This window comes from Luteibacter rhizovicinus DSM 16549, from assembly GCF_001887595.1.
Taxonomy (GTDB): domain Bacteria; phylum Pseudomonadota; class Gammaproteobacteria; order Xanthomonadales; family Rhodanobacteraceae; genus Luteibacter; species Luteibacter rhizovicinus.
Map to the genome: position 1 here is coordinate 1,895,001 of NZ_CP017480.1, position 22,087 is coordinate 1,917,087.

Genomic DNA, 22,087 nt, shown 5'->3' on the forward strand with positions numbered 1-22,087 from the left:
CTAACGTCCGTCGTGAAAAGGGAAACAACCCAGACCCGCAGCTAAGGTCCCAAAGTCATAGCTAAGTGGAAAACGATGTGGAAAGGCATAGACAGCCAGGAGGTTGGCTTAGAAGCAGCCACCCTTTAAAGAAAGCGTAATAGCTCACTGGTCGAGTCGGTCTGCGCGGAAGATTTAACGGGGCTAAGCTATGCACCGAAGCTCGGGGTGTACAGATTTTGATCTGTACGCGGTAGAGGAGCGTTCCGTAGGCCTGTGAAGGTGGATTGTAAAGTCTGCTGGAGGTATCGGAAGTGCGAATGCTGACATGAGTAACGATAAGGGGGGTGAAAAGCCTCCCCGCCGAAAGCCCAAGGTTTCCTCGCGCAACGTTCATCGGCGCAGGGTGAGTCGGCCCCTAAGGCGAGGCAGAAATGCGTAGTCGATGGGAAGCAGGTTAATATTCCTGCACTTTTCTACAGTGCGATGTGGGGACGGAGAAGGTTAGGTCTACCAGGCGTTGGTTGTCCTGGGGAAAGGCGGTAGGCATGATTCTTAGGCAAATCCGGGAATCTTTATGCCGAGCACCGAGACGAGTCCTTTGGGACGAAGTGACTGACACCACGCTTCCAGGAAAAGCCACTAAGCTTCAGCTGTAGAAAAACCGTACCGCAAACCGACACAGGTAGGCAGGGTGAGAATCCCAAGGCGCTTGAGAGAACTCGGGTGAAGGAACTAGGCAAAATGGCACCGTAACTTCGGGAGAAGGTGCGCCTCTTGGTGTGGTCACGTGCGTGACTGAGCATCGAGGGGTCGCAGTAACCTGGCCGCTGCGACTGTTTATCAAAAACACAGCACTCTGCAAACACGAAAGTGGACGTATAGGGTGTGACGCCTGCCCGGTGCTGGAAGGTTAATTGATGGGGTCAGCCGCAAGGCGAAGCTCTTGATCGAAGCCCCAGTAAACGGCGGCCGTAACTATAACGGTCCTAAGGTAGCGAAATTCCTTGTCGGGTAAGTTCCGACCTGCACGAATGGCGTAACGACAGCGGCGCTGTCTCCACCCGAGACTCAGTGAAATTGAAATCGCTGTGAAGATGCAGCGTTCCCGCGGCAAGACGGAAAGACCCCGTGAACCTTTACTATAGCTTTACACTGAACGTTGAGTTCTTCTGTGTAGGATAGGTGGGAGGCTATGAAACCAGGACGCTAGTTCTGGTGGAGCCATCCTTGAAATACCACCCTGAAGTGCTTGACGTTCTAACCTAGGTCCGTAATCCGGATCGGGGACCGTGTATGGTGGGTAGTTTGACTGGGGCGGTCTCCTCCCAAAGAGTAACGGAGGAGCACGAAGGTACGCTCAGCGCGGTCGGACATCGCGCACTGTGTGCAAAGGCATAAGCGTGCTTGACTGCGAGATCGACGGATCAAGCAGGTACGAAAGTAGGTCTTAGTGATCCGGTGGTTCTGTATGGAAGGGCCATCGCTCAACGGATAAAAGGTACTCCGGGGATAACAGGCTGATACCGCCCAAGAGTTCATATCGACGGCGGTGTTTGGCACCTCGATGTCGGCTCATCACATCCTGGGGCTGTAGCCGGTCCCAAGGGTATGGCTGTTCGCCATTTAAAGTGGTACGCGAGCTGGGTTCAGAACGTCGTGAGACAGTTCGGTCCCTATCTGTCGTGGGCGTTGGAGATTTGAGGGGGGCTGCTCCTAGTACGAGAGGACCGGAGTGGACGTTCCGCTGGTGTTCGGGTTGTCATGCCCATGGCATTGCCCGGTAGCTACGAACGGAAGTGATAACCGCTGAAAGCATCTAAGCGGGAAGCACGCCCCAAGATGAGATCTCCCGAGAGCTTGACTCTCCTAAAGGCACCATCAAGACTAGGTGGTTGATAGGCACGGTGTGGAAGTGCAGCAATGCATTGAGCTTACGTGTACTAATGAGCCGTGAGGCTTGACCATATAACCCCAAGACGCTTCACCGTCTTAACTCTCTCTACTCGCTTCCGAATCCGGACGCTTGTCACTCGTTTACACCCTCTGTGGAGCCGGCGCTCAAAAAGCGCTGCTCCCACCCCTTCCCTGGCGGCCATAGCGGCGTGGTACCACCTGATCCCATCCCGAACTCAGAAGTGAAACGCGCATGCGCCGATGGTAGTGTGGCTCAAGCCATGCAAGAGTAGGTCACCGCCAGGGGCCTTATACCGGAACAACCCGTCTCCTTTGGAGGCGGGTTTTTCTTTGTCTGCGATTTACCGAAAAACCTGTGGGAGCCGATTTATCGGCGATCCCGCGGCAGCGGGCGACGCGGCCGAGACCGGGTTATCGCCGATCAATCGGCTCCCACAGGAGCCGCCACAACGCTGAAGCGGCCCCCACAATCGGCTACATTAGGCCCATGTACCTAGAGACCTTCGGGCTGCGCGAGCTGCCATTTGGCGACGCTCCGGATCCGCGCTTTGCCTGCCTGTTCGCACGCGAGCGGGAGATCCTCGCGCACGTCGAATATGAGCTGACGTCGACAACCTCCAGCGTCACCCTGGTGACCGGTGAGGCTGGTGTCGGCAAGAGCCTGCTCTGCATGCTGGTGGAGGCGGATGCCCCTAACCACGGTGTTCGCGCCGTGCGTCAGGCCGCAGGCGACTACGCACTGGAAACGGTGGCGTGGCTGCGAGCCATGTACGCGGGATTCGGATTACCCCTGCCGCTGAGCGCCGAGGCGAACACGGAAGACCACCTGGTCGATGGGCTTGCGGCCGGACTCGGACGGATCTCCCAGCACGGCAGTCATCGTTATCTCCTGATTCTCGACGATGCCGATCAGCTTGCTGACGACGACCTGGCGATCGTCGAGCGCTTGCTCCTCGCTTGCGAGAACGACGACGCCCCTTTCCACATCGTGTTGTCCGGTTTGCCGGCGTTGCGCGAACGGCTGTCCGGCTCGTCGGCTCCTTCACTTGCGGCGCATATTCGTAGCCGGCTGCCGATGCCTGTGTTGAACGGCGAGGAAAGCGAGCGCTATGTTCGCCACCGCTTGCACGTGGCGGGTACGGCACGCATGCCGTTCAGTCGTCTGGGTTTACGCACACTCCGCGACGACGGCAAGGGCAATCCTCGTCGCCTCAATGCGCTGGCCCACCGAGCCCTCGAACGTGCGGCCGAGCGCGGCGAGCAGTCCATCGGCGAGCGGGCCCTTGGCTTCGTCGCACGCGAGGTGTTGCCACAACATGCGAGGTACTGGCTGCGTCGATACAAGAAACCCCTGCTTGCCGTGGGTGCCATGTTGGCCATTCTCTTCGTCGGCGGCGCGGCGACCTGGTTCCTTTCCGGACGTAGCCCGTCGCGACCGAAGAACCTGGTGACGGTCACGCCTGAGCAGGCACTGACAAGGCTGAGCGAGGCCTTGCCCGCGCCCGATATTGGAAAAGTCCGGGTGTGGGGTGAGCTACTCGCCCGCTGGCAGGTGGGATCCAAGGACACCTCGGTGGCCAACGCGATCAACTGCGATGCGCTCATCTTCCCGGGCTTTGCCTGCGTGAGCGGCCGCGGATCGCTGGACCAGCTGCGCCGTTTCGACCGACCGATCGTGCTTGAACTCGACGACGCGCATGCGAAGCAACAAGTGCTTCTCGTCGGTGCGGGCGATCAGGCGGTCCGTCTTTATCTTGGCGGCAAATACGTCGAACTGACCCGTGACGTCTTCGAACACGTCTGGAACGGACGCTTTTATGCGGTGTTCCGTGTCGATGTCAGCATGCCCGGAAAATTGTCTCGCGGCGACGCCGGCGACGGCATGCGCTGGCTGCTCGCGCGGCTCCCGGCGGAGGGTGGTCCGTCCGCGGCTACCGCGCCGCCCGCCACCTTCGACCGGACGGTCGAAGCTCGTGTGCGTGCCCTGCAACAGCGCTTCGGCATCGCGGCGGACGGTGTCGTAGGCCCGGAGACGATGTTTGCCCTGTCGTCGCTGGAAACCGAAGGGCCGCATCTCGCGCGCGGCGTACCCTGAGTATGTTCGTCCACGTCGACACACGGCGGCGCTCGCGTCTGTGCTGGGCCACGATCCTCATCGTTATCGTCTGCGTCGTCTGCTTCGTCGCGCTGGCTCTTAGCGGGTACGACGAGCGCCAGGCCATCATGCGACGCTGGGGCACCGTCCCCGCACATCTTTTCAGTGCCGGTTTGCCGCTCTGGCAACAGCTGAGCGATCCCGCCTTGTTACGGCTTTTCACGGCCATCTTCATACATGGCGGCTGGCTGCACCTGGTGAGCAACCTGCTCTTCCTCGTCATTTTCAGTCTGCCGGCCGAGCGAAGTCTCGGTTCCCCTCGCTTCCTTCTGCTCTTCCTGCTCGGTGGCGTCGTCGCGAACCTGATCGGCGCCATTTCGCTGACCGGGACGGGTGTACCGATCGTCGGTTGCAGTGGCGCGGTGTCTGCCGTGGTAGGCGCCTACGTGACACTGTTTCCGCGGGCGAAGCTTGGCCTCGTGCTTCCGCTGGGTCTTTTCCTTGAATTCGTGCGCGTGCCCGCCTTCCTCCTGATCGGCATCTGGGCGTTGGTGCAGCTGCTTTTCAGTGTGGCGGGCGCGAGCTACGGCGCCGTCGTGTGGTGGACCCACATCGGCGGCTTTGTCTTCGGCATCGTCTTTGCGCTGTTTTCGCGCGGCGCGATCGTGCGCCGCCTACGCGGCTGACGTCGCGCGCGGCGCCTGCAGATGTTCGCGCACGAAGCGGCGCAGCAACATGGTTGCGGCGGGCGTCGCCACGACGGCGGCCAGCAGATCGTCCGGTGCCTGGCCTTCCTCACGGAGGACGTCGTGCTTGCGCCGGATATACGCGCGCATCACTTCGGCGGAAAACTCGGGGTGGAACTGCGTGCTGACCGCATGCGTCCCGTAGCGAACCAGATGATGCGGGTCGCGTTCCGAACGGGCCAGCGAGACGGCGCCCGGCGGGAGTTCCATGACGCTTTGCTCGTGCGTGGCATGGGCATGGAAACGGTTCGGTAGCGACGTGGCGAGCGTGTCACCGGCCGCGTGCTCCGTCGACGTCGTCAGACTTACCGTGCCCATCTCGCGTCCACCGGGAAGATAGTCGACACGACCGCCGAGCGCGTGCGACATCAGCTGATGTCCGTAGCAGACGCCCAGCAGGGGAAGATCGACATCCATCGCGTCCCGAATCCATCCGGCCGTGCGCTCGCTCCAGGGCAGTCGCTCGGTCACCATCGAGGCGGAGCCGGTGATCACCGCGCCGGCACACTCGTCGGGATCGGGGAGGCTGTCGCCTTGCTCGACATCCACGACGCGCACATGCGGTGCGGGCAAGCGCAGGCCAAGGCGGAACCAGCGCGGAAAATCGCCGTGGCGTGCGCTGATGACATCGGGTGCGCGGCCGGTGCGCACGATGAGTAGGGGCTTCATGAGGAAATAATATCGTCGATATCGGTGGGCGGAAGCACGTTGAGCACCTCGCGCGCCGTGGTCACGCCGGCGGCGACCTGTGCCGCGGCGGAAATGCGCAGGGGTTTCATGCCGTCTTTCAGCGCGGCGGCACCCAGGCGCGAAAGATCGAGCTCGGCCGAGATGAGGCCGCGCAACCGTGACGATACCGGCATCATTTCGTAGATGCCGGTACGGCCGAGGAAGCCGGTCTTGCGACACTCCAGGCAGCCCACCGCCTCGAAGACGCGCTCGGGCAGGGGAATGTCCCAACCATGCGTGACGGCACGCCATTCGTCGGCGCTCTGCGTGGTGGCTCGCTTGCAGTGTGGGCACAAGGTGCGCACAAGGCGCTGCGCAACCACGCCGGTGAGCGTCGACTGGATGAGGTAGTGCGGTACGCCGAGATCGAGCAGGCGAGTGACCGCGCTTGGTGAGTCGTTGGTGTGCAGGGTCGACAGGACGAGGTGGCCGGTGAGCGATGCCTGCACGGCCATCTGCGCGGTTTCGAGGTCGCGGATCTCGCCGATCATGATGATGTCCGGATCCTGTCGCAGCAGGGTACGAACGCCTGCCGCGAAGTCCAGGTCGATCGACGCCTGAACCTGCATCTGGTTGAGCTCGGGCGAGACCATTTCGATCGGGTCTTCCACCGTGCACACATTCAGTTCCGGCTTGGCCAGATGCTTGAGCGTCGAATAGAGCGTGGTGGTCTTGCCCGAGCCTGTCGGCCCGGTGACCAGCACGATACCGTGCGGCCGCTCGACCATGCCGCGCCAGAGCAGGCCTTCCTCTTCGGAAAAGCCAAGCTGCGAGAAGTCCTTCATCACCAGGTCGGGATCGAAGATACGCATCACGATCTTCTCGCCGAACGCCGTGGGCATGCTCGAGATACGAAGCTCGACCTCGCGTCCGCCGGCGGAGCGCGTCTTGATGCGGCCGTCCTGGGGACGGCGTTTCTCGGCGACGTCCATGCGGGCGAGGATCTTGATGCGCGAGGTGACCGCGGTCATCACCGGAGGCGGCAGTTCGAACACTTTCTGCATCACGCCATCGATGCGGAAACGCATCTGGCCGGCATCGCGACGCGGCTCGAGATGGATGTCCGAGGCGCGCTGTTCGAAGGCGTACTGGAGCAGCCAGTCGACGATGTGCACGACATGCCGGTCGTCGGCACCGAGCTCGCCACCCTTGCCCAGTTCGACCAGCTGCTCGAAGTTGATGATCTTCGAGGTGTCGCCGATACCCTTGGCATCCTGGGCAAGCTGGATCGACCGCTGTACGCCGTAGAATTCCTGCAGGTAACGGTTGATATCGATCGGGCTGGAGACGACGCGGCGAACGTCGCGGCGAATCATGTGGGCGAGGTCGGTGGCCCAGCCGGTGTCGAAGGGCTCGGCGGTGGCGAACACCACTTCGCTGGTCGAGGAAGACACGGGGAGGATGCGATGCCGCTGCGCGTAGGCGCTGCTGACCACCTGGGTGACCTGGGCCACGTTGACCTTCATCGGGTCGATCTTCAGGTAGGGCAGGTCGGCCTTGCCGGCGATCCACTCCATGAGGCTTTCCAGGCTCAGGGGGCGGCCGGCATCGCGGCGGTTCTCGGGTTTCGCGTTGGCGATCACGACCAGGGGGTGAAGTTCGATGGCGGTCTTGCCGCTCCGGGACCCCATGCGGACGCGTTTGGCGTCTTCGCCGGTCAGGTAACCATCGACAACGAGCGACGCGAGCACCTCGTCGAGTTCCAGCCGGGCACGGCGTCCCAGAAGTGCGCCGTGTTGCGGATTGACTGCCATGACTTGCGACCCTGTGTGAATCCCACGCCGCTATACTAGCCCGCTTTATCAAGGACTCGGGAACCATGTCCGCGCCCACTTTCCAAGACGTGATCCAGACCCTGAACCGCTATTGGGCGGACCAGGGCTGCGTGCTGGTCCAGCCCCTCGACACCGAGGTCGGCGCGGGAACCTTCCATCCGGCGACCTTCCTCAGGGCGCTCGGACCCGAGCCCTGGGCGGCCGCCTACGTGCAGCCCTGCCGTCGCCCGACGGACGGTCGCTATGGCGACAATCCCAACCGCCTTCAGCATTACTACCAGTACCAGGTAGTGCTCAAGCCGAATCCGGACGACATCATCGAGCTCTACATCGGCTCGCTGAAGGCGCTGGGTATCGACCCGCTGGTCCACGATCTGCGCTTCGTCGAAGACAACTGGGAATCGCCGACGCTCGGTGCCTGGGGTCTCGGCTGGGAAGTCTGGCTGAACGGCATGGAGGTGACCCAGTTCACCTACTTCCAGCAGGCCGGCGGCCTGGAATGCCGTCCCGTCACCGGTGAGATCACCTATGGCCTCGAGCGCCTGGTGATGTACCTGCAGAATGTCGACAGCATCTACGACATCGTCTGGACGCATGCCCCGCACGGCGTGGTCACGTACGGTGACGTGTTCCACCAGAACGAAGTGGAACAGAGCACCTACAACTTCGAATACGCCAACGTGACCGAGCTGTTCCACTGGTTCGACGTATGCGAAGGCGAAGCCGCCAAGCTGATCGCCGCAGGCCTTCCGCTGCCCGGCTACGAGCAGGTCTGCAAAGCCAGCCACGCCTTCAACCTGCTCGATGCCCGTCGCGCGATCAGCGTGACCGAGCGTCAGCGCTATATCTTGCGCGTACGCACGCTGGCACGTGCCGTGGCCGAGGCCTACGTAGCGCAGCGTGAAAAACTCGGCTTCCCCGGCCTGAAGAAAGACAAGGAGGCCGTCCATGGCCGATAAGCGCTTGCCGCTCGTCATCGAGCTCGGCACCGAAGAGCTGCCGCCGAAGGCCCTGGACGATCTTGCCGGTGCCTTCGCGCGCGGCGTGGTCGAAGGTCTCGAAAAGCGCGGCGTGGCTGCGGATTACGCCTCGGCCAAGGCCTATGCCTCGCCGCGTCGCCTCGCCGTGCATATCGCCGATGTCGCTGTCGCCCAGCCGGAGCAGACGGTCGAACGCCGCGGCCCCGCCGTCGCCGCCAGCCTTGGCGCGGACGGTGAGCCGAGCAAGGCCCTGGTCGGCTTTGCACAGTCCTGTGGTGTCGACGTCTCGGCGCTGGACAAACTCGAGACCGACAAGGGCGCCTGGTTCGTCTTCCGGGCGGTCAAGCCCGGGCAGCCGACGGCAGCGCTGCTTGCGGAGATCGTGACGGAATCGCTGAAGGCGCTGCCGATCCCGAAAGCCATGCGTTGGGGCAGCCGCGAGGACAGCTTCGTGCGTCCGGTGCATACCCTGCTGATGCTGCACGGTGCCGACATCGTCGAGGGGCAGATCCTCGGCCTGACCAGTGGCCGTCTCAGTAACGGCCACCGCTTTCATCATCCCAAACCGATTCACGTCGCCGACGCGGACAGCTGGCTGGACGCCCTGCGCCACGCGCATGTGTTGGCCGACCCGGCCGAGCGCCGTCAGCGCGTGCGCGACGAAGTCGCCCGCGTCGCGACCGGTGGCGTGCCCAGCCTGTCGGACGGCTTGCTCAACGAGATCGCCAACCTCACGGAGTGGCCGGTCGGCATCGCCTGCACCTTTGAGCGCGCCTTCCTCGACGTGCCGCCGGAAGCCCTGGTCACCACGATGGAGACCAACCAGAAGTTCGTCCCGGTGTTCGACACCGAGGGCCGCCTCACCGAGCACTTCATCGGCGTGGCCAATATCGAGAGCAAGGATCCAGCTGAAATCCGCAAGGGTTATGAGCGGGTGATCCGCCCCCGCTTCGCCGATGCCAAGTTCTTCTGGGACGAAGACCTGAAGTCGCCCCTGGCGGACTACCAGGAAGGCCTCAAGAACGTCACCTACCAGCAGTCGCTGGGTAGCCTGTGGGACAAGACCGTCCGTGTGGCCGAGCTGGCGCGCGTGATCGCCAATCGCGTCGATGTCGACGCGGGGCAGGCTACGCACGCCGCCGCCCTCTCCAAGTGCGACCTGCTCACCCGTATGGTCGGCGAATTCCCCGAGCTGCAGGGCGTCATGGGCCGCTATTACGCCTCGCGTCAGGGCATCGACGCCAACGTGGCCGACGCGCTGGACAGCTTCTATCAGCCGCGCTTCGGTGGCGACGCTATCGCCGCGGGTAAGGTCGGTCAGGTCCTGGCCGTCGCCGAACGCCTCGATACGCTGGCGGGCATCTTCGCCGTCGGCATGAAGCCCAGCGGCAACAAGGATCCGTTCGCCCTGCGCCGCGCGGCGCTGGGCCTCGCTCGCACCCTGATCGAGGGTGGCCTGGATATCGAACTGCGCGCGACGCTGGCCGAAGCGCTGGACATGATCCCGGAAACGGCTCTGCTCGCGGGCGTGAAGCCGGGCAAGGACGGCAAGCCACCGTCGGTCGACCTCGGCGCGCGGCGTCGTGAGTTGGGCGATGAAGTGCAGGCCTTCGTGCTCGAGCGCCTGCGTGGCTATTACGCGGACCAGGGCTTTTCGACCGACCAGTTCGAAGCCGTGCTCGCCGTGGCGCCGGCTACCTTGCCCGACTTCGATCGGCGCCTTCGTGCCGTGGGTGAGTTCGCACGCCGCAGTGAGGCGGCCAGCCTGGCCGCCGCCAACAAGCGCGTGGCCAACATCCTGCGCAAGCAGGCCGAGGAGGCGGACGCTGCGCCCATTCCGACGACGGTCGATGCCGGGTACTTCGAGTTCGACGCCGAGCGCGAACTTCACGCCGCGCTGGCCGCCGCCCGTGCGGAATCGCAGGGGTTGCTCGCTGCCGGCGATTACACCGGCACGCTCGCGCGTCTGGCGGCGCTCCAGGCGCCGGTGGATCGGTTCTTCGACGATGTGCTGGTCAACGCCGAGGATCCGGCGGTGCGGGCAAACCGCCTCGCGCTGCTCGCGCAGCTGAAAGCGACCTTCGGCGCCATCGCCGATATTTCCCGCCTTTAAGCCACACAGCCTCGCGGACAGCCCCGCCCCCCACCATGCCTGCCGTCGCGGGCGTGGTGGGCGCGGTGTCCGTCCGCCATCCAGCGATCAGGCTGCCGCGGCGCCCTTGTCGTCCTGGACGCGCGACATCAGCGTGCGGCGGAAAGCGATCATGCGGTCGGCGTAATCACCCTCGTTCGAACGGGCGAGGATCGAGTACATCTCGGCAACGAGATCGGCATGGCGAACCGGCGAGAACCGGCTTCCCGTCATCTCGATGTCCGACTGCAGCAGTTTCATCGCTGCCGCCAGGCGGGACGGATCGAGCGCCGTGGCCGGCTGACCGTGGGTCTCGTGGCTGCCATCGCGGGCACGGATCGACTCCGAGGTCTCGGTGCGGGCCGCCGGATCATCGCCCGAACCGTCCAGCATCATCGGACCTTCGCCCGCGGCCAGCCATACCAGCGACAGGCCCAGGGTCTTGGCCATCGTCACGCAACGGCCGCGCGACGGGTCGGTGTTGCCGTCGCGCCAACTGCGCACGACACCCTCTGAAAATCCACAGCGTCGGGCGATCTCGCTGACGCTGCCCGAGATCTTGATCACCGCGCGCACGCGGCTGGCGAAGGAAGAGGCCGGTACGCTGGCATCTCCACGGCTATGGTCCAGGCCACCCATGGCGGCATCTGCCAGGACGGATCCCCTCGAATTGTCGTTCATGCGCATGGAACCTCGTTGTTTTCTACAGGCCGCCCCCCGGCGATTTCGCGAACAAACGCGCGAACCTCGCAATCGGTGTACAGCGATTGCCCTTCGAAAGCCTTTCGGATGAGAAGTTTCGTAAGTTTGGGTCGGCCGTGCGACGCGGCGGATAGCCGGAACGCCCAGCCAACACCCGTCTGGCAACGATCCGGCCCGCCTCCCGGAATGTGGTTTGTAGCTAGGAATGTTTCCTAGGCCGATGTCCTATGCCGGGTCTCGCCCACCGAAACGCTTTCGTAACATGTTGCCAGGACGTAAGATTTTTCGCATCGCACTTATTGTCACGTAGATAATTGCCGCAAGATGTTACATCTCGTGAAAATTTAGTGTTGATTACTCGTGAAACCTTACGTATATGTTTCCCGTCGCCCTCGCAGGTGGCGTTCAGGGGAGCGTAATCGTTCGTTGGATTACGTTGTTTAAGGGGATTTTTACCGCCGATTCGAACCAGAGCCTGGCATATGCCGGGCCGGTGTCGGCTTGTCGCTAATCGCAGGTTCCTGCGATAGCGGACTTTAACGGGGAGAGGCATTCAATGATTTCGCGTCAGTACCGCGCAGCGTCACTGGGACGTCGCACCGCGCTTGCCCTGGCCATCGGCCTGGGTTCCGTGTCGGGTGCCGTCTTCGCCCAGGCGACGACCGGCTCCATCTTCGGCCAAGCCCCTCAGGGTGCCGGCCAGACCGTCACCGTCACCAGCGACACCGGCGTCAGCCGCACTGTCAACGTGGACTCGGCGGGTCGTTACACCGTCGGCTCGCTGCCGTTGGGTAACTACAAAGTCACCTTGAACCGCGACGGTGCCGCCGTCGATTCGCGTTCGAACGTGACCCTGCGTGTCGGTTCCGGTACGGAAGTCGCCTTCGCCGGCGCGGCCGCCGTGGCCGCCCAGTCCACCAGCCTCGAAGGCGTGACCGTTTCGGCCAACGCCCTGCCGTCGATCGACGTCAGCGCGGTCGACTCGCGCACGGTCATCACCTCCGAGCAGCTGTCCAAGCTGCCGCTGGCGCGCACCGCGGAAGCGATCGCCCTGCTGGCGCCGGGCGCCGTTGCCGGTAGCTCGTTCTTCACCGGTCCGACCGGTAACGCGCTGGTCTCCATCGCCGGCTCGGCCGTCACCGAGAATGCGTATTACATCAACGGCTTCAACACCACGGATCCGCTCAGCGGCTTCGGCGGTATCACCCTGCCGTACGGCGCGATCGACCAGCAGGAAATCCTCGCCGGCGGTTACGGCGCGGCCTATGGCCGTTCGGCCGGTGGCGTGATCAGCCAGGTCGGTAAGCGCGGCACGAACGAGTGGCACTTCGGTGCGCAGGTCCTGTGGGAGCCGAAGAGCACCCAGGCCGACCGTTTCAACTACTACCGTCAGGTCGGCGCTCTCGCCGGCCAGCTGTACGACGAGAACCGCGACGACAAGCTCTCGCGCAAGACGTACTCGGCATACGTCGGTGGCCCGCTGATCAAGGACACCCTGTACATCTTCCTTGCCGGCGAACAGGAGCGTCGTGCAGGCGACTTGACCAGCAGCGTCGCGGCGCCGTTCGTCTACCACCGGACGTACAAGAACCCGAAGCTGTACGGCAAGCTCGACTGGAACATCACCGACAGCAACATCCTCGAAGTCACCGGCGCGTCGAACAAGCAGGAATACAACGCACCGTTCTACAAGTACTCCTACGCGACCAAGACGGAGGGTGCTTACGCAGGCAACGACGTCGCGGGCAATCCGTTGAACAAGACCGGTGCGGATCTGTACACCGCCAAGTTCACCAGCTACATCACGGACGACATCACCGTGACCGCGCTGTACGGCAAGATGAAGGGCACGTACTACACCTCACCGGGTGGCGACGTCTCGCAGCCTTCCATTCTGACGCCGCAGTTCCAGAATCCGGCGTACACGCCGAACGGCCTGATCACCAACGGCAACCCGAGCGCCCAGGTCAACGATCCGGAGCACAAGTCGACCAATACGAACCTCCGTATCGACCTGAGCTGGCACATCGGCGATCACACGATCGTCGCCGGTATGGACAACCAGAACGTTCGTGACAACCACGACGGCGTGACCACGTCCGGTCCCGGCTATGCCTGGGAATACAACAAGGGTGCGGCGAACACGCCGATCATCGGCGTCCTGCCGACCGATTCCGCGTACGTCGCTCCGCCGGGTGGACAGGGTTACTACGTCGCTCGCTACGTCTACGGCACGCAGGCCTCGGTCCGTACCAAGCAGCGCGCGCAGTACATCGAAGACAGCTGGCAGGTCAATGATCGTTGGATGGTCAAGGCCGGTATTCGTAACGACCAGTTCACCAACTACAACCAGGGTGGCGAAGCGTATCTCCGCCTGACCAAGCCCCAGTGGGCTCCGCGCCTCGGCGTCAGCTGGGACGTCAACGGCGACTCCAGCCTGAAGATCTACGCCAACGCAGGTCGTTACTACCTCGCGCTGCCGTCGACCGTCGCGCTGCGCTCGGCCGGTTCCTCGCTGTACACCCGCGAGTACTTCACCTACACGGGTATCGACGCCAACGGCATCCCGCAAGGCCTGGCCCCGATCGCCAGCAGCACCGGTGGCCCGATCTCGGTCAATCGCGAGTACGGCATTCCGCGCGACCCGAAGACCGCCGCTTCGAAGGACATCAAGTCGGAATATCAGGATGAGTTCATCCTCGGCTTCGATGCCCAGGCGTGGGCGGGCTGGACCTACGGCGCCAAGGCCACGGTCCGCAAGCTGCGCAACTCGATCGACGACGTCGGCGACGGCGATTCCATCGTCAACGCGGCCATCGCGCAGGGTATCGATCCGGACACCATCGGTGCCATCCAGGGTAGCTACCTGTTCAATCCGGGTCGCGCCAACACCTTCGTCATCCCGAACACCAACGGCGGTTACTACGACGTCAAGGTGACCAACGACGACTTCGGCTTCCCGAAGTCCAAGCGTAACTACTACGGTCTGGAGCTGTATCTCGACCACGCGTGGGACGGCAAGTACCAGGTGAGGTTCGACTACCTGTATTCGAAGAGCTACGGCAACTCGGAAGGTCAGGTTCGTTCGGACATCGGTCAGGTCGACGTCTCGGCCACGGTCGATTGGGATTACTCCTACGTCATGCAGTACGCCGGCGGCGAACTGGCGAACAGCCGCAAGCACCAGTTCAAGGTCTACGGCTCGTACCAGATCGCTCCCGAGTGGCTGGCTTCGGCCAACATCCTGGTTGCGTCGGGCTCCCCGATCAGCTGCCTCGGCGGCTACGGCACGGCGCAGAACGCACCGGGCCTCGGCTACGCCTCGGTCTACCACTGGTGCGGTGGCGAGCCGTCGCGTCCTGGCGATGCCGGTCACACCCCGTGGCAGTACACGCTCACCGGCAGCATCGAGTACCGCCCGGAGTGGGCCGACAAGAAGCTTGCCCTCAACGTCACGGTCTTCAACATCCTGGATCAGCGTAAGGAAACGCAGCTCTATACGCGTTACGGCACCTCGGCCGCGGTGAATCCGCGCTACGGCGTCCCGTACTACCAGACGACCCCGCGCTACGCTCGTTTCGGTATCTCCTACGACTTCTGATGATGGTGCCACCGGGGCCATCCACCCCGGTGGCGTAAACCGGAACAGAACAAAGCGAACAATCAGAACAAAGCATCCACGGATGGAACGCAAGCTCTCCCCAGATGCCACCGGGTCTCCCGGTGGCCTTTTTGGGTCAAAAAAAGATCGTGTTCTGCCCTCCAGAGCTCCTCCGGAGGTTCCTTTTCTGTTAGGAATCTTTCCTAGGTCACAATCCTAGGTTTCGCGAAGACGCCAACAGTGCCTACGTAAGCTATTGCCCGCACGCAGTTTTTTTGCGGCTGTTAATAGTGTTTCGTAATATATTGTTGCGACATGTAAGTTTAATGTAAAAATTCGCATTGCTTACCCGTGAAACCTTACGTATATGTGACGCATCGCCCAAACGGGCGGTGTTTCGGGAAGCGTGATCGTTGGTTGGTCGCGTCTTTAGAGGGGATCTTACCGCCGAATCAAACCAGAGCCTGGCGTTTGCCGGGCCGGGATCGGCTTGCCGCGAATCGCAAGTTTTTGCGGTAGCGGACTTTAACGGGGAGAGGCATTCAATGAATTCGCGTCAATACCGCGCAGCGTCACTGGGACGCCGCACCGCTCTTGCCCTGGCCATCGGCCTGGGTTCCGTGTCGGGTGCCGTCTTCGCCCAGGCGACGACCGGCTCCATCTTCGGCCAGGCCCCTGAGGGCGCCGGCCAGACCGTCACCGTCACCAGCGACACCGGCGTCAGCCGCACTGTCAACGTGGACTCGGCGGGTCGTTACACCGTCGGCTCGCTGCCGTTGGGTAGCTACAAAGTCACCTTGAGCCGCGACGGTGCCGTCGTCGATTCGCGTTCGAACGTGACCCTGCGTGTCGGTTCCGGTACGGAAGTCGCCTTCGCCGGCGCTGCCGCTACTGCCGCACAGTCCACCAGCCTCGAAGGCGTGACCGTTTCGGCCAACGCCCTGCCGTCGATCGACGTCAGCGCGGTCGATTCGCGCACCGTCATCACGGCCGAGACGCTCGCCAAGCTGCCGCTGGCGCGCACCGCGGAAGCGATCGCCCTGCTGGCGCCGGGCGCCGTCGCCGGTAGCTCGTTCTTCACCGGCCCGACCGGTAACGCCCTGGTCTCCATCGCCGGTTCGGCCGTCACCGAGAATGCGTATTACATCAACGGCTTCAACACCACGGATCCGCTCAGCGGCTTCGGCGGTATCACCCTGCCGTACGGCGCGATCGACCAGCAGGAAGTCCTCGCCGGCGGTTACGGCGCGGCCTACGGTCGTTCCTCGGGTGGTGTGATCAGCCAGGTCGGTAAGCGCGGCACCAACGAGTGGCATTTCGGTGCCCAGGTGCTCTGGGAGCCGAAGGGCGCCAAGGCAGATCCGTCGAACTTCTACAGCACGGTCGGTTCGAACGCTGGCAACATCTACGACCGTAACGACAGGGACAAGTCCTGGCGCACGACGTACTCCGCGTACGCTGGTGGTCCGCTGATCAAGGACACCCTGTACATCTTCCTCGCCGCCGAGCAGGAGCGTCGCGAGGGTGAAGTGACCGGCAGCATCGCTGCGCCGTTTACTTATCAGCAGACCTACAAGAACCCGAAGCTGTACGGCAAGATCGACTGGAACATCACCGACAGCAACATTCTTGAAATCACCGGTGCCTCGAACAAGCAGGAATACAACGCCCCGATCTACGACTACGACTACGACACCGGCTACAAGGGTGCTTATGTCGGCCAGGACGTCGCGGGCGTACCGCTGAACAAGTCCGGTGCGGATCTGTACACCGCCAAGTTCACCAGCTACATCACCGACGACATCACGTTGACGGCGTTGTACGGCAAGATGAAAGGCAAGTACTACACGGCTCCGGGCGGTGACAACACCGTACCCTCGATCCTGGGTGCTACCGATGAGGATCCGGCCTTTGCTCCCAACGGCCCCATCACCAACGGTAACCCGTCCGCACAGGTCAACAACCCGGACCACAAGTCGACCAACACGAACCTGCGTATCGACCTGAGCTGGCACATCGGCGATCACACCATCGTTGCCGGTATGGATAACCAGACTGTCCGCGACACCGACGACGGCGTGAGCACCTCGGGTCCGGGTTATGCCTGGGAATACGCCCAGGGCGACGCCGCCACGCCGATCATCGGTACCCTGCCGACTGACGCGTCGTATGTCGCTCCCCCGCCGGGCAATGGCTATTACGTTGCGCAGTACAAGTACAACACCGCGGCCTCGGTCCGCACCACGCAGCGTGCTCAGTACATCGAGGACACCTGGCAGGTAAACGACCGCTGGCTGGTGAAGGCCGGTATCCGTAACGACCAGTTCACCAACTACAACCAGGATGGCGACCCGTACCTGCGCCTCAAGAAGCCGCAGTGGGCCCCGCGCCTGGGCGTCAGCTGGGACGTCAACGGCGACTCCAGCCTGAAGATCTACGCCAACGCAGGTCGTTACTACCTCGCGCTGCCGTCGACCGTCGCGCTGCGCTCGGCGGGTGCTTCGCTCTACACCCGCGAATACTTCACCTACACCGGCATCGATGCCCAGGGTATTCCGCAGGGTCTGGCCCCGATCTTCAGCAGCACGGGCGGTCCGATCTCGGCCAATAGCGAGTACGGCATTCCGCGCGACCCGAAGACGGCCGCAGGCACCGATATCAAGTCGCAGTACCAGGATGAATTCATCCTCGGCTTCGACGCCCAGGCATGGGCCGGCTGGACCTACGGCGCCAAGGCGACGGTCCGCAAGCTGCGCAACTCGATCGACGACGTGGGTGACGGCCAGGCAATCGAGGACAAGATGGTTGCCTCGGGTATCGATCCGGCCACGATCGGCGCCATCCAGGGTAGCTACCTGTTCAACCCGGGCCGCGCCAACACGTTCCTGATTCCGAACACCAACGGCGGCTACTACAGCGTCGAGATGACCAACGACGACTTCCACTTCCCGCATTCGAAGCGCAACTACTACGGCCTCAACCTGTACCTCGACCACGCGTGGGACGGCAAGTACCAGGTCAAGTTCGACTACCTGTATTCGAAGAGCTACGGCAACTCGGAAGGCCAGGTCCGTTCGGACATTCGTCAGGACACGGTGTCGGCAACGGTCGACTGGGATTACTGGCAGGTCATGCAGTACGCCGGCGGCGAACTGGCCAACAGCCGCAAGCATCAGCTGAAGATCTATGGCTCGTACCAGCTGGCTCCGGAATGGCTGGCCTCGGCTAACGTTCTGATCGCCTCGGGTACGCCGAAGAGCTGCCTTGGCTTCTTCGGTCCGGATCAGACGAACCCGAGCCTCGGCTACGGCTCGTACTATCACTGGTGCGCGGGTGAAGTGTCGCGTCCTGGCGACGCAGGCCACAATCCGTGGACGTACATCGTCACGGGCTCGGTCGAATACCGTCCGGAATGGGCTGACAAGAAGCTCGCCTTCAACGTGACCGTGTTCAACCTGTTCAACCAGCGCGAGCGTACGCAGACTTACCCGCTCCTGGGTAGCACCCTCGCCGCCGCAGGTCCGAACACACGTTACGGCGTGCCGCTCTACCAGACCACGCCGCGCTATGCGCGCCTTGGTGTCAGCTACGACTTCTGATCAAGGCGCCGCCGGGGCCATCCACCCCGGCGGCGTTAACCTGAACAGAACAAAGCGAACAATCAGAACAAAGCATCCACGGAGGGAACGCAAGCAAATCCCCAGATGCCACCGGGCCTCCCGGTGGCCTTTTTGGGTCAGGTGCTTGTCAGATAAGGGTTTCATCACTAATTGGCGTTCTCCCAAGCGTCATGTAAACCGTAAGTCCTTGTAAATAATTTGTTGACACGACAAGCCCCCTAAGCCTATGTTCGGCTTCGACGAATCTGGGCGGGGCATTCACGAACTGTGATGCTGCTCCCGTTCAGTAAGAGTCGTAGGACTTGTCGGGAGCAGTTTTATGGGGGCGCTGGTCACTCTGGGAGGAGTGGCGGTGATTCCATCCCCAAAAGCGAGCACCGACGAGGCCAACCTTTTTTCCGGCCTGGCGTCGGTTTTGCTCGTTTTCTGGCCCGGTTGGGCCGATCTGGGGAGATTTGCACATGAGTTCTCGCATCATCCGGCAGGGTTCGCTCCTGCGTCATACCGCGTTGGCTGTCGCCCTCGCAGTCGGTCTGGGCGGCACGGGCGTCGTTCTCGCTCAGTCCACCAGCGGTAACATCTTCGGTACCGCCCAGCCGGGCGACACCGTTCAGATCACCGGCAACACCGGTTTCAACCGCGAAATCCCGGTTGACGCCTCGGGTCGTTACCAGATCAGCAACGTGCCGGTCGGCACGTATAACGTTGACCTGAAGCGCAACGGCGCCGTCGTCGATTCCCGCAAGAACGTCAGCCTGACGGTCGGCAAGGGTTCGGACGTTTCGTTCGCCGCCGCTGCGACCGCCGCTTCGGCCCAGTCGCTCGACTCGGTCACGGTCACGGCCAACAGCCTGCCGCCGGTCGACGTGTCGACGGTCGATTCGCGCACGGTCATCACCTCCGAGCAGCTCGCCAAGCTCCCGCTCGCCCGCACCGCCGAGTCCATCGCGCTGCTGGCTCCGGGTGCCGTCGGTGGTAGCGGTTACTTCAAGGGTCCGACCGGTAACAGCCTGGTCTCGATCGCTGGCGGCTCGGTCACCGAGAACGCGTATTACATCAACGGCTTCAACACCACCGATCCGCTCAGCGGTTTCGGCGGCATCACCCTGCCTTACGGCGCGATCGACCAGCAGGAAATCCTCGCTGGCGGTTACGGTGCGGCCTATGGTCGTTCGGCCGGCGGCGTGATCAGCCAGGTCGGTAAGCGCGGTACGAACGAATGGCACTTCGGTGCACAGATCCTGTGGGAGCCGAACGGCGCCGCTTCGGCACCGGGTAACGACCACTACGTGATCGATAGCGCCAACCACTCGGCTGGCGACATCTATAAGTACAACCAGCGTAACAAGCAAACGGTCACCACCGAGTCGGCCTACGTCGGCGGCCCGCTGATCAAGGACAAGCTGTACATCTTCCTCGCCGCTGAGCAGGAGCGTACCGAAGCGACCAACGTCAAGACGCAGGACACGCCGACCTACCAGGATCAGCACACCCGCAATCCGAAGTACTACGGCAAGCTCGACTGGAACATCACCGATAGCAATATCCTTGAAGTCACCGGTGCGTCGAACAAGCAGAACTACAACGCTTCGCAGTACGCGTTCGACTACAACACGCTGCAGCGCGGCGCGTACATCGGCCAGGACACGTCGGGTAGCCCGACCCTGAACAAGACGGGTGCGGATCTGTACTCGGCCAAGTTCACCAGCTACATCACGGACGACCTGACCCTGACGGCCCTCTACGGCAAGATGAAGGGTACGTACTCGACGGACGTTTCGTCGTCGGTCAACCCGCACATCACGAGCCCGTCCTTCCAGAATCCGGATCTCAACGGCGGCAACCCGATTACGAACGACAACCCGGCTGCCACGTCGTTCGCGGCGAACCACAAGTCGACCAACACGAACCTGCGCATCGATCTGAGCTACCACATCGGCGATCACACGATCACCGGCGGTATCGATAACCAGAACATCCGCGACAAGGACGACGGCCAGTTCACCACCGGTCCGGGTTATGCCTGGGTCTACGGCCAGACCGATGAAGGCGCGCCGATCGTTGGCGAGCCGGGCGCGAGCAACTATGTCGGCAACCCGGGTCCGGGCGGCTATTTCGTCGACAAGTACAAGTTCAACACCACCGCCTCGGTCCGTACGACTCAGCGCGCTCAGTACATCGAGGATTCCTGGCAGGTCAACGATCGCTGGCTGGTGAAGATCGGCCTGCGCAACGACCAGTTCACCAACTACGACACCAGTGGTTCGGCTTACCTGCGTCTGCGTAGCCCGCAGTGGGCTCCGCGCCTGGGTGCTACCTGGGACGTCAATGGCGATTCCAGCCTGAAGATCTACGCCAACGCGGGTCGTTACTACCTCGCGATGCCGGCGTCGGTCGCCCTGCGTTCGGCGGGTCAGTCGCTCTACACCCGCGAGTACTTCACCTACACGGGTATCGACTCGCTCGGTCAGCCGACCGGCCTGACCCCGATCCAGACCGCCACCGGCGGCCCGATCTCGGCCAACGGCGAGTACGGCCTGCAGCGCGATCCGAACACGGCGGCGTCGCGTAACCTGAAGTCGGAATACCAGGATGAATTCATCCTCGGCTTCGACAAGACCCTGGGCGACAAGTGGGTCTACGGTGCGAAGGCCACGCTGCGCAAGCTGCGTAACGCCATCGATGACGTCGGCGATTCCGACATCATCCGTCAGACCCTGATCAACCAGGGCGTCGATCCGACCACGATCGGTACCATCCAGGGCAGCTACCTGTTCAACCCGGGTCGCGCGTCGCAGTTCCTGGTGCCGAACACGCAGGGCGGCTACTACCAGGCCAACGTGACCAATGGCGACTTCGGTTTCCCGAAGCTGCAGCGTAACTACTACGGCCTCGAGATGTACCTCGAGCATCCGTTCGATGGTAAGTGGTACGGCAAGCTCGACTACGTCTACTCGAAGAGCTACGGCAACTCGGAAGGTCAGGTCCGCTCGGACATCAACCAGAAGGACGTCTCCGCGACGGTCGACTGGGACTTCCCGCAGTTGATGGAATACTCGGGTGGCGAACTGTCGAACAGCCGCCGTCACGTGTTCAAGGCTTACGGCTCCTACCAGCTGACCGACGAGTTCATGCTCTCGGGTAACCTGTCGGTGTCGTCGGGTGCTCCGAAGTCCTGCCTCGGTCAGTACGGCGCAGACCAGTCTGATCCGGTCGGCTACGGTGATTTCTATCACTACTGCTACGGTCAGCCGTCGTCGCCGGGCTCCATGGGTCACACCCCGTGGCTGTACCTGTTCGACCTGAGCGCCGAATACCGTCCGATGTGGGCCGACAAGAAGCTGGCCTTCAACATCACGGTGTTCAACGTGTTCAACAGCCGCGAGACGATGCAGATCTATCCGCAGGCAGGCACCACGGCTGGTCCCGAGTCGAACTACAAGGCGACGGTGTTCCAGTCGACCCCGCGTTACGCTCGCTTCGGTATCACCTACGACTTCTGATCCATCGAAGTCGGATCGAAAGCCACCAGCCCCTTGGGTTGGTGGCCTGGATCGCAAGAAAAGGCCACCTTCGGGTGGCCTTTTTTTTGGAAGAGGTAGATTCGCAAACCGGTTATCGATCAGTAGGTTGCCCGTTTCCGGCAATTCTGACTGCCAGCTTGCTAGCGAACTCTCACTTACGAATTCCTAGGGATTTTCACCCTTGACTTTTCCACCGGCGCATTTGCCGGTATGCTCCAAGGTTCCCCCGGAAGAACTGGCGCCATGCGCGCGCGTATCTTCCGTGACCGACTATTCTTTCCGTTCCGT

The 22,087-nt window shown here is 62.5% G+C and carries 10 protein-coding genes and 2 rRNA genes (1 of these 12 running past the window's edge); 9 read left to right on the forward strand and 3 right to left on the reverse strand.

Going from position 1 to position 22,087, the window contains the following annotated elements:
• From BJI69_RS08605 to BJI69_RS08620, 4 genes are all read left to right on the forward strand, one after another.
• Positions 1-1,947 (forward strand): 23S ribosomal RNA (locus BJI69_RS08605); it begins 937 nt to the left of the window's first position.
• Positions 1,948-2,066: 119 nt separating this feature from the next.
• Positions 2,067-2,181 (forward strand): 5S ribosomal RNA (rrf, locus tag BJI69_RS08610).
• A 202-nt stretch (positions 2,182-2,383) separates the two neighbouring features.
• Positions 2,384-3,991: an ExeA family protein gene (locus tag BJI69_RS08615; protein ID WP_046968265.1), complete on the forward strand. Its 1,608-nt coding sequence runs from the start codon at positions 2,384-2,386 to the stop codon at positions 3,989-3,991.
• A gap of 2 nt (positions 3,992-3,993) precedes the next feature.
• A complete protein-coding gene (locus BJI69_RS08620; RefSeq protein WP_046968266.1) occupies positions 3,994-4,677 on the forward strand; it encodes a rhomboid family intramembrane serine protease in 684 nt (227 codons plus the stop codon).
• On the opposite strand, the gene BJI69_RS08625 is transcribed toward BJI69_RS08620, so the two are convergent.
• Positions 4,666-5,406 (reverse strand): glutamine amidotransferase, encoded by a 741-nt coding sequence (locus tag BJI69_RS08625; RefSeq protein WP_046968267.1) that lies wholly within the window; start codon positions 5,404-5,406, stop codon positions 4,666-4,668. The genes BJI69_RS08620 and BJI69_RS08625 overlap by 12 nt on opposite strands.
• A complete protein-coding gene (gene tfpB / locus BJI69_RS08630; RefSeq protein ID WP_046968268.1) occupies positions 5,403-7,220 on the reverse strand; it encodes a type IV pilus assembly ATPase TfpB in 1,818 nt (605 codons plus the stop codon). Before tfpB ends, BJI69_RS08625 begins: the two co-directional genes overlap by 4 nt.
• Before the next feature lie 65 nt (positions 7,221-7,285).
• On the opposite strand from tfpB, the gene glyQ reads away from it, so the two are divergent.
• Together glyQ and glyS are read left to right on the forward strand one after the other, a co-directional pair.
• Entirely contained in the window at positions 7,286-8,200 is a 915-nt protein-coding gene (glyQ, locus tag BJI69_RS08635) for a glycine--tRNA ligase subunit alpha (protein WP_046968269.1), read from the forward strand.
• On the forward strand, positions 8,190-10,334 hold the full coding sequence (gene glyS / locus BJI69_RS08640; protein ID WP_046968270.1) for a glycine--tRNA ligase subunit beta: 2,145 nt from the start codon (positions 8,190-8,192) through the stop codon (positions 10,332-10,334). The genes glyQ and glyS overlap by 11 nt, the downstream gene beginning before the upstream one ends.
• 87 nt (positions 10,335-10,421) lie before the next feature.
• Here the strand turns inward: glyS and BJI69_RS08645 are convergent, their stop codons facing one another.
• Positions 10,422-11,033 (reverse strand): helix-turn-helix domain-containing protein, encoded by a 612-nt coding sequence (locus BJI69_RS08645; RefSeq protein ID WP_125903017.1) that lies wholly within the window; start codon positions 11,031-11,033, stop codon positions 10,422-10,424.
• A 580-nt stretch (positions 11,034-11,613) separates the two neighbouring features.
• Between BJI69_RS08645 and BJI69_RS08650 the strand changes: the two genes are divergently transcribed.
• The 3 genes from BJI69_RS08650 (at position 11,614) to BJI69_RS08660 (ending at position 21,778) form a co-directional block, all read left to right on the forward strand.
• A complete protein-coding gene (locus BJI69_RS08650) occupies positions 11,614-14,655 on the forward strand; it encodes a TonB-dependent receptor (protein ID WP_046968338.1) in 3,042 nt (1,013 codons plus the stop codon).
• Positions 14,656-15,200: 545 nt separating this feature from the next.
• Positions 15,201-18,254: a TonB-dependent receptor gene (locus BJI69_RS08655; RefSeq protein ID WP_046968271.1), complete on the forward strand. Its 3,054-nt coding sequence runs from the start codon at positions 15,201-15,203 to the stop codon at positions 18,252-18,254.
• A gap of 482 nt (positions 18,255-18,736) precedes the next feature.
• On the forward strand, positions 18,737-21,778 hold the full coding sequence (locus tag BJI69_RS08660; RefSeq protein WP_046968272.1) for a TonB-dependent receptor: 3,042 nt from the start codon (positions 18,737-18,739) through the stop codon (positions 21,776-21,778).
• The last annotated feature ends 309 nt before the right edge of the window (positions 21,779-22,087 follow it).

Coding starts and splice junctions, on each gene's coding strand:
- BJI69_RS08645 (WP_125903017.1), bottom strand. CDS start 11,033: ATGAACGACAATTCGAGGGGATCCGTCCTGGCAGATGCCGCCATGGGT.
- glyS (WP_046968270.1), top strand. CDS start 8,190: ATGGCCGATAAGCGCTTGCCGCTCGTCATCGAGCTCGGCACCGAAGAG.
- BJI69_RS08660 (WP_046968272.1), top strand. CDS start 18,737: ATGAGTTCTCGCATCATCCGGCAGGGTTCGCTCCTGCGTCATACCGCG.
- glyQ (WP_046968269.1), top strand. CDS start 7,286: ATGTCCGCGCCCACTTTCCAAGACGTGATCCAGACCCTGAACCGCTAT.
- BJI69_RS08620 (WP_046968266.1), top strand. CDS start 3,994: ATGTTCGTCCACGTCGACACACGGCGGCGCTCGCGTCTGTGCTGGGCC.
- BJI69_RS08625 (WP_046968267.1), bottom strand. CDS start 5,406: ATGAAGCCCCTACTCATCGTGCGCACCGGCCGCGCACCCGATGTCATC.
- tfpB (WP_046968268.1), bottom strand. CDS start 7,220: ATGGCAGTCAATCCGCAACACGGCGCACTTCTGGGACGCCGTGCCCGG.
- BJI69_RS08615 (WP_046968265.1), top strand. CDS start 2,384: ATGTACCTAGAGACCTTCGGGCTGCGCGAGCTGCCATTTGGCGACGCT.
- BJI69_RS08655 (WP_046968271.1), top strand. CDS start 15,201: ATGAATTCGCGTCAATACCGCGCAGCGTCACTGGGACGCCGCACCGCT.